Source organism: Microbacterium sp. ARD31, from assembly GCF_031844425.1.
This window is the reverse complement of sequence record NZ_JAUZVE010000021.1, coordinates 74,827-90,476: the sequence shown is the minus strand read 5'-3', so window position 1 is coordinate 90,476 and position 15,650 is coordinate 74,827. Positions and strand designations below refer to the sequence as shown.

Here is a 15,650-nt window from a genome sequence, read left to right as displayed (position 1 = left end):
CGCATTGTCAACCACCGGGTCCACGCCCCCGCGACGGGTGAGGATAGGCGCATGCCGCTCGACCCGTTCTTCTCGGAGCGCCTGCGCGTGCACCGCCGCTACCTGTTCGACCAGGCGCTCGGCACCGTCCGCTCGCGCGTGCGCAGCCTTCTCGACCCGCTTCGCCTGCCCTGGTCGGCCGCGTCCGCGCCTTCCGGGCAGGGGTCCGCATCACGGCAGCCGCACGCGGCTCCGACGGGCACCGCGGCAGGCGCGGCTCCGGCGGGCACCGCGGCAGGCGCACGTGCGGCCGGGCCGGGGCCGCGCGCACGAGCTCGGGCGAAGCACCGGAGGGCGGCGCTGGCGTGGGATCGCACCGAGCTTCGGACGGTCGGGACGCCGGGCCCCGGCATCCGGACCACCGAGCACGAGGTCGACGTGCCCGGCTATCCGGCCGTGCGCGTGCGCATCTACCACCCCGACGCCGATGGGCCGGTTCCGGGGGTGCTGGCGTTCTTCGGCGGAGCGTTCCGCATCGGGGGCATCGACTACCCGACCACGGATGCCGCATTCCGGCGTCGCGCCGCGGACGCGGGAGTCGCGATGGTGGCCGTGGACTACGCCCTGGCACCTGAGCACCGCTACCCCACGCAGGTGGAGCAGGCGCACGCGGCGCTGGAGTGGCTGTTCGACAACGCCGACGCGCTCGGGGTGGACGCCGGGCGCATTGCCGTGGCGGGTACGTCGGCGGGCGCGAACGTCGCCGCCGCGCTCACGCTGCTCAACCGCGATCGCGGGCGTCGTCCGCTGCGACTGCAGGTGCTCGAGGTGCCGGTGGTCGACCTGACCGGGCGCATGCTCGATCTGCGCGCGACGCGTGCCCTCGGGGTGCCGAACGTTCTCGCCCGGCGCGAGCTGCGCTCGGTTGCGCGCACGTACCTGCCCCGGGCCGAGCTCGCTCGCGAGCCGTACGCGTCGCCGCTGCGCGCCACCTCGCACGCCGACCTGCCGCCGGCGGTGATCCTCACGGCCGAATACGACCCCCTGCGCGGTGACGGCGACGCCTATGGTGCGGCGCTGCGCACGGCCGGCGTCGACGCCTCGGTCGTGCGCTACCAGGGGGTGACCCACGACACCCCGGTCTTCACCGGCGCGCTGCCCGCCGCCCGCCGTTGGCACGACGATGTCGTCTCAGCGCTGCGGCGCCTGCACACCTGACGAGCGCGCCGTCTCGCGGTGACGCGTGCGCACGCGCCCCGAGACCTACCCCCCTGGCACCCAACCGGGGACGCGTGCGCACGCGCCCCGAAACCTACCCCCCTGGCACCCCGGCGGGGACGCGTGCGCACGCGCCCCCCATCGACGATTCAGTCGTCGGCGGAGTGCCCGTGGCTGCTCGCGACGTGGTCGAGCACCTCGGCCGGCGACTCGCCCCGCACATGCGGATACTGGGCGCGCAGGACGCGCACGAGTTCGTCGATGACGCGCTCGAGGACCATGCCGGCCGTCCTCAGCTCGGGCGAGTGCGACGCGAGGGCGGCGTCGCGCAGATCGATCGTGAACGCCAGGGCGCGGGCCGCCGAGAGGCGGGCGTCCCGTTCGGCGAAGTAGAAGATCTCGGTGTTCTGCACGAGGTCCGCGGTCACGGCGGCCAGCGACTGGGTCACCGACCGGACCGTGGCCACGGCGTCCGCCGAGCCGAGCCGGTCGAGCTCGGTGGTCACTCCGGCTTCGTGCATCGCCGTCAGCTCGATCGCGAAGGCGCGGCGACGGGCGAGCGCCGGGTACAGCTGCATGAACCACGACACCGACGCGGACAGCAGCGCGAACCCGGTGAGCGCTTCCAGTGGCGAGAGCGCGCGGATCCACGGCTCGGCCGGGATCACATCGCCCAGGCCCAAGGTGGTCAGGGCCACCATCGAGAAGGTGAGCGCTTCGACGAACGGCGCGTAACGCTCGGGATCCACGCCGGAGTACGAGAACCCCTCGGGCACGTGCGGCAGGTACAGGAGCGCCCAGCCGACGGTGAGCAGTCCCAGCCACAGCCCGATCGTTGCGAGCACGGTGAGTGCCCCGCTGGAGACCAGCGACCGGCGGCGACGCCGCGCCAGAGCCCACCCGAAGCGGAAGACGAAATGCGTCAGGCGACCGGTGGCGCTCGGGCGCAGGAGCGTCTGGAACACGTCGTTCAGGGCGATCAGGATGAGCGCCGTGCCGACGACGGTGCTCGCGATGACCATGGCCTCAGCGTACGGCCGCGCCTCACCTCACGTGTCCCTTTGGCCACTCCAGACCCCGACACGCCGGGGCGAAAGGCCGTAAACAGGTCAAAATCCGCGAATTTCCGCGGTTTCTGGCTATAGTCGAGGCGGTCGATCCGACCAGCCGGAGGGCATGCGCCGTCCGGTCCGAGCAATGAAGAAGGCGGCGGATCCCGCGCCTTTGGAGGACATACCTATGGCCGACAAGTCCATCACCAAGACCGAACTCGTCGCGAGCATCGCCAGCGCGACGGGCCAGAGCCAGTCCGCTGTCTCGGGCGTGCTCGACTCCCTCTTCTCCACCGTGTCCGACGCGGTCGCCAAGGGCAACAAGGTCTCGATCCCGGGCTGGATCGCGTTCGAGCAGGTCGACACGTCGGCTCGCACCGGCCGCAACCCGCAGACCGGTGAAGAGATCAAGATCCCGGCCGGCAAGCGCGTCAAGGTGACCGCCGGCTCGAAGCTCAAGGCTGCCGTCAAGTAAGACGCCCCACGCCTCGCCAGAAGGGGGATGCCGCACCGCGCGGCATCCCCCTTCTGTTGCGCGATTAGGCTTGCAGGGTGAACCCGACCGCCCTTTCGCCCGCCGCCGCTGGGCCGCGCGAGGGGCGGGAACGCGCCGGATCCGCGGGCCGGTTGCGCATCGCGGGTCCCCTGATCCTGGTCGGGTCGGCGCTGGTCGTCCTGACGTGGGCGCTGGCGTACGGCGGCGCGGCTGAGCCGCTGGCGATCGGCGACCCCGGGCCGCTCGTGCGCTGGGGGCTGCCGGTGGCGAAGCTGCTGGTGAACCTGTCGGCCGCCGGGCTCGTCGGCGTCCTCGTCCTCGCCCTCTTCGCCCTGCGCGCCGGCGAGCGCGAGTTCGACGTCGCGCTGGATGCGGCATCCGTCTCGGCGTCGATCTTCACCGTCGCGGCCGCCGCGACCGGGTTCCTCACCTTCGTCGACGCCTTCAACCCCGAGGTGAGCGCGGGGCCCGAATTCGGGGCGCAGCTTGCGCGCTTCCTGGTCGAGACCGAGGTCGGCCGCACGTGGCTCATCACCACGGTGGCCGGAGCGGTCCTGACGATCCTGACCTTCGCCGTCCGCTCGTTCACCGCCGTGTTCTTCGTCGCCCTGCTCTCGGCAGCGGCGCTGGTGCCGATGGGCACGCAGGGACACTCCGGCGACGAGGCCGACCACAACTCCGCCGTCGTCGCGCTGGTGCTCCACATGATCGCCGCGGCGGTGTGGCTCGGCGGGCTCCTCGCGCTGGTCATCGTGCGACCCGCGCTCGAACGCTCGCGCCTCGCCCGCATCGTCGCGCGCTACTCGAGCCTGGCCCTCGCCGCCTTCGTCGTCGTGTCGGTCTCGGGCGTCGTGCGGGCCGCGGTCGGCCTGCGCGTCTGGGATGCGCTGCTGTCGCCCTACGGACTGATCCTCATGGTCAAGGTCGGCGCGCTCGTGGCCATGGGCGTCCTCGGCGCGTGGTACCGCCGCCGGGTCATCACGCGCCTGCACGAGGATGCCGCTTCGCGCGCCTTCTGGAGTCTCATCGCATTCGAGCTGGCACTCATGGGCGTCGCCAGCGGCGCGGCCGCGGCCCTGGCGCGCACGCCCCCACCCGCCGACGCAGGGCTTCCGCTGCAGCAGACGCCGGCCGAGATCCTCACCGGCGGGCCTCTGCCGCCCGAGCCCACGCTGGCGTCGTGGGTCACCGCGTGGAACGTGGACATGTTGTGGGCGGTGCTCGCCGGGTTCGCGATCTTCTTCTACCTCGCCGGGGTGTGGCGGTTGCGCCGTCGCGGCGACGCGTGGCCGGTGTATCGCACGATCATGTGGGTCGCCGGCATGGTGCTGCTGGTCTGGGTCACCGGCGGCGTCGTCAACGTCTACCAGGACTACCTGTTCAGCATGCACATGGTGGGGCACATGCTGCTCACGATGGCGATCCCGGTGCTGCTGGTCGCCGGCGCCCCGGTGACGCTCGCCGCCCGGGCTATCCGCAAACGCGACGACGGCACCCGCGGCGGGCGGGAGTGGATCCTGTGGGCGGTACATTCGCCCGTCGCCCGCATCCTGACGAACCCGTTCGTCGCGGCCGCCCTGTTCATCGGATCACTGTGGGTGTTCTACTACACCGACCTGTTCCGCTGGTCGCTATACGACCACCTCGGCCACCAGTGGATGATCGCGCATTTCCTCATCACCGGCTACCTGTTCGCGCTCTCCCTGATCGGCATCGACCCGGTGCCGTGGCGGCTTCCCTACGCCGGCAGGCTGCTGCTGCTCATCGGTGTGATGGCGATGCACGCGTTCTTCGGCATCGCCATCATGATGCAGTCGGGGCTGATGGTCGCCGATTGGTTCGGGTCGATGGGTCGCACCTGGGGTGCCACACCGCTCGAGGATCAGTACACCGGCGGCGGTATCGCCTGGTCGATCGGCGAGATCCCCACCCTGATCCTCGCCGTGATGGTGGCGATCCAGTGGTCGCGCAGCGACACCCGCGAGACGCGTCGGCGCGACCGGCACGCCGACCGCACGGGCGACGCCGAGCTCGAGGCCTATAACGAGCAGCTCGCGCGCCTGGCCGAGCGCGACGCCCGCGCCCACCGCTGACGGCGCCGGAAGGCGGTCCCCCCGCCGCAGCACCTCGCGGCACCTCGCGGCATCCGCGGTATCTCGAGGCCACCGCGGCACCTCGAGGCCGCCGCGGCATCTGCCGGAAGGTCCCCTCCCGCCACCGCGCCACTTTGCGGCGTCCGCGCCAGCTCGCGGCGGGTAGATCCCACCGACGCGCCACCTCCCGGCGTCCGCGCCATCTCCCGGCGCCTGGACCCCGCCGCCGCGGCACCTCGCGGCATCCGCGCCATCGATCGGTACAGCGGATGCCGCAACGTGGCGCGGCGACATCCCACAACCCGCTGCGCACTCCACTCCCGCGTCAGCTCGCGGCGCCTGTCCTCACCAGGCGCGCCACCTCGCGGCGTCCGCGCCAGCTCGCGGCGCCTGTTCCCGCCACCGCGCCACCTTGCGGCATCTGCGCCAGCTCGCGGCGGGTAGATCCCACCGACGCGCCACTTCGCGGCGTCCGCGCCATCGATCGGTACAGCGGATGCCGCAACCTGGCGCGGCGATATCCCCCGAACCCGCTGCGCACTCCGCTCCCGCGCCACCTCGCGGCGCCTGGACCCCACCGCCGCGGGACCTCGCGGCATCCGCGCCAACTCGCGGCGCCTGATCCCCCCGACGCGCCACTTTGCGGCGTCCGCGCCATCGATCGGTACAGCGGATGCCGCAACCTGGCGCGGCGACGACAACCGAACCTGGCGCGGCGACGTCAACCGAACTTGGCGCGGCGACGACAACCGAACCTGGCGCGGCGACGACAACCGAACCGGGCGCGGCCCCGCGCTCAGGCGACCGCGGCGCTAGGGCCCGCTGACCACGATCGACGCCGTGCCGTCGGGGAGAACGGTGATGTCGGCCGTGACCGCGAAGCCCACGTCTTCCGACACCCCGTACACCGCGCCGTCGAAGAGGGATTGAACGTCGACGTCCAGGTGGGCGACGGCCTCGGTCGCGGGGATGCGCCAGCCGGCGCCGTCGGGCACGACGTCGATCTTCGGATACGTCTTGATCGACCAGTCGGGCAGCGACACGACGCGGTCCTGCAGCACGAAGCCGAACGGGCACGCGGTCGGCTGCAGCACCTCCTGCGATGCGCAGTCGGTGAGGAACTCGTTCACGCGCTCCTGGACGACCTCGACGAACTGGTCGGTCGCCTGCGCCTGCACGGTGACCGACACGTTCTTGAACGGGCTGTCCGACAGCACGACGACTCCCGGTGTCGCCGAGATCGCGGTGTCGACCGCGACCGAGTACACGCCGGGTGAGAACACCAGCAGGGGAACCGCGGCTGTGGGATCGGCATCCACCCCGTCGACCGACACCTGACGCTTGTCGATGGCGAACCCGTTGACGTCGAAGCTCATCGATCCGCGCACCGTGAGGTCCAGCACCGCGAGCGGGCTGGTCGCGAACCGCCATGTCGGTGCGACCCCGATCGAGCCGGCGCGCTCGACCGCGAACGTGGTCGTGCCGTCGTAGCCGGCGGCGCGGTACTCCGCGGTCACGCGTGTCACTCCGGTCTCGGCATCGGTGGTCTCGGCGACGACATCGACGCCGCTCAGCTGCGCGAGGGCGTCGCGACGCAGCAGTGCCTCGGATGCCGTCGCCGGCAGTCCCGCCTCTTCCAGAGCGGCGGAGTCGACAGCCACGCCCGGGATCGCGAGCGCGTCGGCCGCGCGGCCGTCCACGAGGAGGCCGAGGTAGCGCTCGACGAACGCGGTGGGGCTGTAGAGCTCGCGGTAGAGGTAGCCGACCGACGCCCAGACGGCGCCTGCGAGCAGGGCGAACAGCACGCCGAGGATCGTCAGATACGCACCCAGCCCCAGGCGGCGCTTGCGCGGCGCGGGGGTCGGGGCGCTGGAGGCGCCCGGCGTCGGGCTCGGCGCGACACCCGCGGGCGCCGATGCGCGCGCGGAGAAAGTGCCCACCGCCCCTTGGTCCACGGGGTCAGTCTAGAAAACCCCACCTGAGAATCGGCAGGTGCTACCGCCGATTACCATGAACCGGTGACCAGGCCGCCGCTTTCGCCCGAACAGGAGGCGGTCTACCGGCTCATCGAAGACACCCGCGAGCACGTGTTCGTCACCGGACGCGCCGGAACGGGCAAGTCCACGCTGCTGCAGCACCTCGCGTGGAACACGTCGAAGCAGATCGCCGTGTGCGCGCCGACCGGGGTGGCCGCCCTCAACGTCGAGGGGCAGACGATCCACTCGCTGTTCCGCCTGCCGATCGGGCTCATCGCCAACACGCAGCTCGACCAGTCCGACGCAACGCGGAAGATCCTCAACGCCATCGACACCCTCGTCATCGACGAGATCTCGATGGTCAACGCCGATCTCATGGACGGCATCGACCGCTCCCTGCGCCAGGCCCGCGGCCGGCGCTCCGAGCCGTTCGGCGGTGTGCAGATCGTGATGTTCGGCGACCCGTACCAGCTCGCTCCGGTGCCGCCGCGAGGGGACGAGTTGCGGTACATCCGCGACCACTACCGGTCCTTCTGGTTCTTCGACGCGAAGGTGTGGAACGGCGAGGCGGCCAGCGACGGCATCCTCGATGTCGGGTCGTACGGCGCCGACCTTCAGGTGCGTGAGCTGATCGACATCCACCGGCAGTCCGATCAGTCGTTCAAGGCCATGCTCAACGCGGTGCGCTACGGCCGCGTCACCGCCGACATCGCGCAGATCCTCAACGACACCGGTGCGCGCACGCCCCCGGATGCCGCGGACGACGAGCCGCCGATCATCACGCTCGCCACCCGCAACGACATCGTCAACGCGATCAACCGGCGCCATCTCGACGCGCTGCCGGGCCGGCTGCAGACGGCCGCTGCCGAGGTCAACGGCGACTTCGGACGCGGCGAGGCCGCCTACCCTGCCGACGCCGAGCTGCGGCTCAAGGTCGGCGCGCAGGTCATGTTCCTGCGCAACGACACCTCGTCCTTCGGCGAGCCGCCGCGCTGGGTGAACGGCACGATCGGCACCGTCACCCGCATCGCCGGCGAGTCGGTGCGCGTCGAGATCGACGGTGAAGAGGTCGACGTCGAACCGGCGGTGTGGGAGAGATTCCGCTACGCCTACGACCCCGGATCGAAGTCGCTCAGCCGCGAGATCGTCGCGGAGTTCACGCAGTTCCCGCTCCGGCTGGCGTGGGCGGTGACGATCCACAAGTCCCAGGGCAAGACCTACGACCGTGCGGTCATCGATCTCGGCTCCGGCGCCTTCGCGCCCGGTCAGACGTACGTCGCGCTGTCGCGCCTCACGTCGCTGGACGGGCTGTACCTCTCCCGGCCGCTGCGGCCCAGCGACATCCGCGTCGACCCTGACGTCCAGCGCTGGATGGCCGAGATGCGCGCGGCGCGACCCCCGGCATCCTGACCCGGGTCAGGCGACGCGCACGCGCTTGGCGGCCGCGAGGTCTTCGAAGAGCTCGGTGTTGAAGCGGTACGCCAGCAGCACCTCGTCGATCACGCGCTCCTGCTCGGCGGCATCCCATGGAGCGGCGTCCAGCTGCTCGCGGTAGACGTCCTTGAACGCCTTCGGGTCGGCGATGTCGTCGAAGAGGTAGAAGCCGATGCCGTTGGTGTCGAACCCGAACCGGCGGGCCATGAGACGGCCGATGAACAACCCGCCCGACAGGTCCCCGAGGTAACGGGTGTAGTGGTGGGCGACGAAGCCGCCGGGCCACGTGCGACCCACCTCGGCGATGCGCTCGACGTAGCGGCGGGTGGTCGGCAGCGGCTCGATGCGGTCCCGCCAGTCGGGTCCGACCAGGTAGGCCAGGTCGGCCTCGAGGGCGGGCAGGCGCGTGAGCTTGTCGGTGATGAATACGCGCGCGACCGGGTCGTCCTTCATCTCGGATGCCGCACGCTCGAGCGCGTCGTAGATGAACCAGTGCTGGGCGACGAGAGCCACATAGTCCTCGCGGGTGCCCTGGCCCTCGACGAGGTCGGACATGAACCCTGCCGACTCGCTGGAGGAGTGCGCGCGGCTCGATCGCTCGCGCAGCGCGGCCGAGAACGGGGTCGGGTCACTCATGGGGCCATGATAGGCGAGTTAGGGCGACCTAACCTAGCCTCGGATCGCTGCGACCGCGCGCGACCGCCGAAGGTCACGCGTGCGGACGAGGCTCGACGTCCAGGCGCCGGCAGGCCTCGTCGTACAGCGCGACCACTTCTCGCCGCACCTCGGGTCGCGCCGAGATCGGACCCCCCGGCCACGGGATCGAGACGTCCGACTCCGCGCCGTCGGGCCTCCGGGCGCGCCACCTTCCGGCATCCCCGTCGAATCCCGTCATCGTCGCCCACACCGCGTCGGGCTCGGCGAATGCGCGCACGATGAGCAGGTTGTCGCCGACGTGATCGGCGTTCATGTGGCGGAGGACCCCCGTCAGAGTGGCCTCGTCGAACTGGTGCGGCATCCTGCCAGCTTATGAGGGCGCGCACCGCGCGGGATCGGGGCGTGGCCACGGTGGCACGTGCGCACGCCGCCCCCGCGTGCGGGATTCTCACGCACGCCGGTGGCACGTGCGCACGCGCCCCCGCAACCGGGCGGGACCGGGGTGTGTTGCCCAGGGGCCACGTGCGCACGCCGCCCCCGCGTGCGGGATTCTCACGCACGCCGGTGGCACGTGCGCACGCGCCCCCGCAACCGGGCGGGACCAGGGTGCGTTGCCCAGGGGGCACGTGCGCACGCCGCCCCCGCGTGCGGGATTCTCACGCACGGGGGTGGCACGTGCGCACGCGCCCCCGCAACCGGGCGGGACCGGGGTGTGTTTGAATCGGTACGCACCAATTCGGGGAGTGATATGCCGGTTCGACCCTCAGTGCGGCGGGCAGCCGTGGCGATCAGCGTGGCCTTCGGGCTCGTGATCGGACTCGCTGCGTGCGCTCCCGACCAGTCGGTGTCGATCGACGTGCCCGAACAAGTCGACGGCGCGTTCCCCGAAGAGACGCAGACGCAGCTGCAGGATGCGGTGTCCCGCGCGATCACGGCGACGGGGTCCACGGGCGCCATCGTGGGCGTGTGGGCGCCGTGGAGCGGCAGCTGGGTCGATGGCGTCGGGACGACGACGCCCGGCGGCGCCGAGGTGTCCGCCGACATGCAGTTCCGCGCGGGCAAGGTCACGCGCGCGATGACGTGCGACGTGTTCTACGAGCTCGTCGACGAAGGCGTCGTCGGCCGCAACGACGAGGTGGCCGAATGGGTCTCGGGTGCGGCCGACCTCACCGACGTCACCCTCGAGATGCTGTGCGACAACACCAGCGGGCTGGCCTCCTACTCCAGCAAGCTCCTGGGGCTGTGGCTGTCGAACCCCGAGCGGACGTGGGTGCCGCTGGAGCTCGCGAGCTACGGTCTCGGGCAGGGCCGCGTCGCCGAGCCGGGCGCGCAGTACACCGACTCGGACTCCGGGTATCTCCTGCTCGGCCTCGCGCTCGAGAACGCATCGGGCGAGCGGATGCCGGCCCTCATCGAGAAGTACGTGACCGACCCGCTCGACCTCGAGAACACCTATCTCGCCGCCGGCCCCACGGAGGCCCCCCAGCTGAACGGTCTGCGCTCGCCGCGGATCGAGGGCGTGTGGAACTGCGCCGAGCCCACCGACGTCACGCCGGTCTCGCTGACCACCGGCTACAGCGACTCCGGTGTCATGACGAACGTGACAGATCTCGCGCGCTATGTCCGGGCGCTCGCCACCGGTGCGCTCACCGGCACTCAGCGCTTCGAGGACGGCCGGCCGCCGTCGCGGTCGTCGTCGTCGTGGTTCACGGCTGCCGGCGGCGCGTTCCAGGCGGGTTCGCTGGTCGGTCAGCACGGTTCGGTCCCGGGTTACATGACAGCGGCGTATGCCGACCCCGAGTCGGGCCTGACCGTCGTGATCGTCCTCAACAACTCGTCAGCGACGCCCAATCACGTGACGTGGCTGGCTCTCCAGCTCGCCGCGATCGCATCGAAGGCGCCTGCCGCGTCGGGGCAGGAGACCCCGAGCGCGGGTCTGCCGTGGACTGCCGAGCAGTTCGCGCAGCCCATCGCCGAGAACGCCATCTGCTCCGCGCCGTCCGAGTGACGTCCCGGGAGTGAGCGCGCGCGCGGGCAGCACCCCCGCCGTCCTGCTGGTCGTCGCCGGTCTCGCCTGTCAGGAGATCGGCGCGTCCTTCGCCGTGCTCCTGTTCCCCGAGGTCGGCCCGCTCGGGATGGTGATGCTGCGGCTGGTGTTCTCGTCCGTCCTCCTGCTCGCCATCGCCCGGCCGCGACTTCGTGGTCACGACGCGGTCGCCTGGCGTTCGGTGGTGTGGTTCGGTGTCGTCCTGGCCGTGATGAACGGCCTGTTCTATCTGGCGCTGGAGCGCCTCGCGCTGGGCGTGACCGTCACGATCGAAGTGCTCGGGCCGCTCGTGCTCTCGATCGTCGCGAGCCGCCGACGGTCCGCCTGGGTCTGGGCGGTGGTCGCTTTCGTCGGAGTCGTCGCACTCGGCGGCGGAGGGTGGGATCGCCTCGACCCGATCGGGGTGCTCTTCGCCCTGGGTGCCGCGGCGAGCTGGGCGTTCTACATCCTGGCGTCGGCTCGCGTGGGACGGGAGTTCCCGAAGCTCGACGGTCTCGCCCTGGCGATGACGGTCGGCGCGCTGCTCGCCCTGCCCTTCGGGATCATGGATGCCGGAGGCGCACTGCTGCGGATCGACCTCGTCGCGCTGGGCGCGGCCGTCGCGGTGCTCTCGTCGACCATCCCGTACGCGCTGGAGCTGTTCGCGCTCCGGCGCCTTCCCGCGGCGGCGTTCGCGATCCTCATGTCGCTGGCCCCCGCGACCGCGGCGCTCGCGGGATTCGTGCTGCTGGGCCAGCACCTGACCTGGCTCGAACTGGTGGGGATCGCCCTGGTCATCGTCGCGAGCATCGGAGCTGTCCGCGCATCGACGCGGGCTGCGCGCCGCACGGCGGAGCCGCTCGGGTGAGGTCGTTACTGCTCGGTGACCGGAGCGTCAGTCCTTTCGCGCACGGGGAGGATGAGCGAGAATGTCGTGTGGGGGGCGCTTTCGAGAAGCAGGTGGCCGCCGAGTGATTCGGCGAGTTCAGCCGACAAGGCCAGCCCGATCCCTTCGCCCGATGTCGCGGTGCGCTGCTCCGCCCGGCGCTCGAATACCGCATTGCCGTGCGGTCGTGGACCTTCATCCGAGACTTGGATGGCTACGTAGCCCGCGCGTGGGATTCCCCGCAGTCGCACTTCGCCACGGCCGTGCGTGAGCGCATTGTGAATCAGGACGTCCAGGATCTGCGTTGTCGGGGCGGGCACGGTGCCGAGCGCGCCCGGAGCATTTGCGATGACGATCTGTCGGCCGGCGCGTCGCGCGTGCGGCGACCAGCGCTCGGCGGCTGCCAGGATCATCTCATCCAGAGGACGCATGTCATCGGTGCCGGGTGAACCACCACGGGCGAGCTGGAGCAGATGCGCGATGGCGTCGGCGAGGCGGTCGATCTCGTGGATCGCGTGGTCGAGCTGCTCGCGCACGGAGGGTGGGGTCTCGGGCCACAGCGTGAGGTCCTCCAGCTCGAGGCGTAGGGCTGTGATGGGCGTCCGCAACTGATGCGACGCGTTCGCGGCGAATTCATGCTCTCGGCGAATCCGTTGTTCGAGCGTGTCTGCGCTGGAGCGGAGGGCGCTGTCGATCGCGCGGGCCTCGGGAATGCGAAGGTCATCCTCGGTCGACCGCAACCCGCCGTGGCCCATATCGCGAGCCGTCTCGGCGAGGCGCACGAACGGTTGGGCGAGTCGGCGCGCGAGCAGGACCGCTACGAAGGCGGACGCGACCATCAGTACGATTCCGAGGACGACAACTGGCATGACGGCCTGTTCCACGCGGCCGGATACGACGTCGGCGGATCGGCTGAATTCCACGATCCCTCCATCTGGAGTCTCCGCCGAGGACACGATGTCGTCGTGCGCCGGGGCCGCGCCCGCACTCACGACCGCGCCGTCGGGGGCGGTGTAGGTGATCCGCTCACCTTCCCGAAGGAGGGGTGCAAGGAAGTCTTCGGTGACGTCTCCGACAGAGTCCCGTTCCTCCATCAGCACGGCGAGGAAGTCCGCCAGGCGCACCACACGCTGCGTCTCGCTGGTCTCGATGAGGTCGGCCACGATGTACGCGCGGGGTATCCCGTAGAGCGCGATGATGCCGACCGCGAGGGCGACGAATGCGGCGATCAGACGCTCACGCATCCCCGTTCCCCTCGTCGAGGCGGAACCCCACCCCTCGGAGCGTCGTGATTCTCACCCCAGCCCCCGCGTCGTCAAGCTTCTGGCGCAACCGTGCCACCGTGACGTCGAGGGTCTTCGTTGACCCGAACCAGTTTTCGTCCCAGACCTCGTCCATCAGCTGCTCCCGCGTCACCACGGTCCCTCGCCGCTTGTCGAGCTGGGCCAGCAGGTCGAATTCCTTGGTGCTGAGGGCGATTTCACGTCCAGAGGCGAACGCTCGACGGGCGTCGATGTCGACCGAGAGGGACCGGTCTGCGGATGAAGGCTCGGACGAGGCGGCGGCCGAAACCGCGGGGCTGCGCCGGAGGAGCGCGCGCAGGCGGGCGAGCAATTCAGCCAGCGCGAACGGCTTGGCGATGTAATCGTCGGCGCCCACATCCAGTCCGACGACCCGATCCAGCTCGCCGTCCCTTGCGGTGAGGATGATGATGCCGCCGACAAAGCCGTCCTCGCGCAGCCGCCGACAGACGTCGAGTCCGTCCATGTCCGGCAGTCCCAGGTCGAGCACTACCAGGTCGAATCCGTCCCCGGATCGCTCGAGCGCGCGCGCACCCTCCGCTACCCGCTCGACCTCGTACCCTTCCCGCGCCAGGGTGCGCTCGAGAGGCACCGCGATGCCATCATCGTCCTCGACTATCAGGATGCGTCGCCCCACGACGTCGATGCTAGCGAGGTCGTCCCTCGTGCCACGGCCGCCGTGCGGTGCGCCCGCCGCGTCGTCCATCAGAACTCCCTGTCGATGGCGCCGGACTCGTTCACCGGCGCGGTGGAGTTCTTGTTGCCGGCGAGATCTGTCGCCGAGGCAGACGGTGACCATGTCATCGTTCCGCCCGTCGAGACGGTCCGCAGCGAGCCCCCCGACACGTTCGTACCCACCGTGACCGTGACGGCGGTCACCGGCATCCCATTGACCGTGATCACGTTGGAGACCATGGTGGCGTTGAACACCGTGGTCTTGTTGCTGCGGATGTAGTCGCCGCGCAGGTTCACCGAACCGAGGTTCACCGCAGCGCCGGAGCGCTGGATGTCGACGGTGTCGCCGGCATTGCCCCCGCCGACGAGGTTGCCATCCCGCAGTCGCAGGGTCACCGGGACTGCGGAGCCGTTCCAGCCCTGGGTGATGCTGGCCGGAGCCATCTGCTCACTGAAGATGAAGGTCAGCGTGTCGCCGGGATCGAGGCGTCCCGCGGTGCCGGCGCCGTTGGCAGTTTGGACATCCAACCCGCGTACCGGTGTGTTGTCGACTCGACGGGAGGCGACGATGGTCGATGTGGTCTGCCGACCGGAGCCGTCGGTGAGGATGGCACGCAGGTCGTAGAGCCCATCGCCGACGGACGTCGTGTTCCACGTGCACTGATACGGGGAGACGGTGATGGAGCATGCGGTCGTCCAGGCCGAGGTGCCTGCGGGTGCGTACTGGATTGCGACGCTCATGATGCCGGCGGTGGAGGAGGCATTGGCGGTGAGGGTGACCGATCCCGTGAGGAACGCGCCCGGGTCTTCCAGCGAGATCGATGTCACAGTGTTGTCGACGAACCGATTGGAGACCACCGAAGAGGTCATTGTGTTGCCCGCGGCGTCGGTCGCCACCGCTCGGAACGAGTAGGTGCCGTTTGTCAGCGCTGTGGTGGCGAAACGGCAGCTGAAAGGTGTGGCGCTGACGGTGCAGGCCGTGGTCCAGACCCCGCTGCTGCTCGGGGCGTACTGGATGGTCACCGTTGCGACGCCGGAGTGCGTGTCATTGGCGGCCGCGGCCAGGGTGATCGTTCCGCTCAGTGGTGTGCCGGGGTCCGTCATCGTGACGGTCGGCGCAACGTTGTCGACCAAGACCTCGGGGATCACAGCCGAGTATGTCGTCACCGACCCGAGGGTGGCTGCCGCTCGCAGGTCGTAGTAGTCATTGGCGAATCCGGAGGTGGTGACCCAGGTGCAGGTGTACGGTGCGGGCATGTTCACGCACAGGCTGTTCCATTTGTTGTTGGCGTAGTACTCGACGCGCACGCTGTACGAGCCGGTGCCGGCGTTCTGCAAAGTGACGGGCAGAGCGACGGAGCCGCGTACGGCGTCGCCCGGGTCTGCCAGCAGCACCGCGAAGGCGTTGGCGATCGTGGTGCGCACCACCGATGAGGTGGTGGTGAGGTTGGAGTTGTCCGTTGCGGATGCGCGCAGGTCGTAGGTGCCGTCGGCAAGGGTGCGGGTGTCCCACGAGCAGCGATACGGCTCCGTCGTCGTGGTGCACAGCGTGGTCCAGGTCGAAGCCCCGACAGGCTGGGCGAAGATCGACACCGTCTTGATCCCCGTTTCGGCGTCCGACGCGAGTGCAGTGATCCAGACCGTGTCCTTCAGGCCGGACCCGGGGGCTTGAACGCTCACGGTCGGGGGCGTCCAATCCGCGGCGGCCGTGACCCTGTTGTCGAGATTGGTGGACTGCGTGACGAACGCCGCGGACGAGAACTTCGGTGATCCGCCGCCACCGGTGGCGCCCAGCACGGCGATGAACGCGGCGATCGCCAGCGTTCGCAGTGCCGTTCCGATCATCGGGTGGGTCCT

General features: G+C 70.3%; 13 protein-coding genes. 6 read left to right on the top strand and 7 right to left on the bottom strand.

Annotated elements, in window-relative coordinates:
* Positions 1-51 precede the first annotated feature (51 nt).
* Positions 52-1,197: an alpha/beta hydrolase gene (locus tag Q9S36_RS32225; RefSeq protein ID WP_311288905.1), complete on the top strand. Its 1,146-nt coding sequence runs from the start codon at positions 52-54 to the stop codon at positions 1,195-1,197.
* A 149-nt stretch (positions 1,198-1,346) separates the two neighbouring features.
* Here the strand turns inward: Q9S36_RS32225 and Q9S36_RS32220 are convergent, their stop codons facing one another.
* On the bottom strand, positions 1,347-2,219 hold the full coding sequence (locus Q9S36_RS32220; protein ID WP_311288904.1) for a potassium channel family protein: 873 nt from the start codon (positions 2,217-2,219) through the stop codon (positions 1,347-1,349).
* Between the two features lie 217 nt (positions 2,220-2,436).
* Here Q9S36_RS32220 and Q9S36_RS32215 point away from each other — a divergent pair, with 217 nt between their 5' ends.
* Positions 2,437-2,724 (top strand): HU family DNA-binding protein, encoded by a 288-nt coding sequence (locus tag Q9S36_RS32215; protein WP_251454669.1) that lies wholly within the window; start codon positions 2,437-2,439, stop codon positions 2,722-2,724.
* 170 nt (positions 2,725-2,894) lie between these two features.
* Positions 2,895-4,838 carry a cytochrome c oxidase assembly protein gene (locus tag Q9S36_RS32210; RefSeq protein ID WP_311288955.1) on the top strand — a complete coding sequence of 648 codons (1,944 nt, stop codon included), beginning with the start codon at positions 2,895-2,897 and terminating at the stop codon, positions 4,836-4,838.
* A gap of 812 nt (positions 4,839-5,650) precedes the next feature.
* Here Q9S36_RS32210 and Q9S36_RS32205 read toward each other — a convergent pair.
* A complete protein-coding gene (locus Q9S36_RS32205; protein ID WP_311288903.1) occupies positions 5,651-6,793 on the bottom strand; it encodes a hypothetical protein in 1,143 nt (380 codons plus the stop codon).
* A gap of 63 nt (positions 6,794-6,856) precedes the next feature.
* Here Q9S36_RS32205 and Q9S36_RS32200 point away from each other — a divergent pair, with 63 nt between their 5' ends.
* Positions 6,857-8,224, top strand: coding sequence for an ATP-dependent RecD-like DNA helicase (locus Q9S36_RS32200; protein ID WP_251452931.1), 1,368 nt, complete (start codon positions 6,857-6,859; stop codon positions 8,222-8,224).
* Positions 8,225-8,230: 6 nt separating this feature from the next.
* Here the strand turns inward: Q9S36_RS32200 and Q9S36_RS32195 are convergent, their stop codons facing one another.
* The gene (locus Q9S36_RS32195; protein WP_311288902.1) at positions 8,231-8,884 is read right to left on the bottom strand and encodes a biliverdin-producing heme oxygenase; all 654 of its coding nucleotides are present in this window, start codon (positions 8,882-8,884) and stop codon (positions 8,231-8,233) included.
* Positions 8,885-8,957: 73 nt separating this feature from the next.
* A complete protein-coding gene (locus tag Q9S36_RS32190; RefSeq protein ID WP_311288901.1) occupies positions 8,958-9,266 on the bottom strand; it encodes a DUF2470 domain-containing protein in 309 nt (102 codons plus the stop codon).
* Positions 9,267-9,686: 420 nt separating this feature from the next.
* Here Q9S36_RS32190 and Q9S36_RS32185 point away from each other — a divergent pair, with 420 nt between their 5' ends.
* Positions 9,687-10,913, top strand: a complete 1,227-nt coding sequence (locus Q9S36_RS32185) for a serine hydrolase domain-containing protein (protein WP_311288900.1) — start codon at positions 9,687-9,689, stop codon at positions 10,911-10,913.
* Between the two features lie 10 nt (positions 10,914-10,923).
* Positions 10,924-11,799, top strand: coding sequence for an EamA family transporter (locus Q9S36_RS32180; RefSeq protein ID WP_311288899.1), 876 nt, complete (start codon positions 10,924-10,926; stop codon positions 11,797-11,799).
* A gap of 5 nt (positions 11,800-11,804) precedes the next feature.
* Here Q9S36_RS32180 and Q9S36_RS32175 read toward each other — a convergent pair whose 3' ends face one another.
* The 3 genes from Q9S36_RS32175 to Q9S36_RS32165 are packed head-to-tail and all read right to left on the bottom strand — an operon-like array spanning position 11,805 to position 15,638.
* Complete coding sequence (locus tag Q9S36_RS32175) at positions 11,805-13,061, bottom strand: HAMP domain-containing sensor histidine kinase (protein WP_311288898.1); 1,257 nt, start codon at positions 13,059-13,061, stop codon at positions 11,805-11,807.
* Positions 13,054-13,824, bottom strand: a complete 771-nt coding sequence (locus Q9S36_RS32170) for a response regulator transcription factor (RefSeq protein ID WP_311288897.1) — start codon at positions 13,822-13,824, stop codon at positions 13,054-13,056. The genes Q9S36_RS32175 and Q9S36_RS32170 overlap by 8 nt, the downstream gene beginning before the upstream one ends.
* Entirely contained in the window at positions 13,824-15,638 is a 1,815-nt protein-coding gene (locus Q9S36_RS32165; protein WP_311288896.1) for an Ig-like domain-containing protein, read from the bottom strand. Before Q9S36_RS32165 ends, Q9S36_RS32170 begins: the two co-directional genes overlap by 1 nt.
* Between the last annotated feature and the right edge of the window lie 12 nt (positions 15,639-15,650).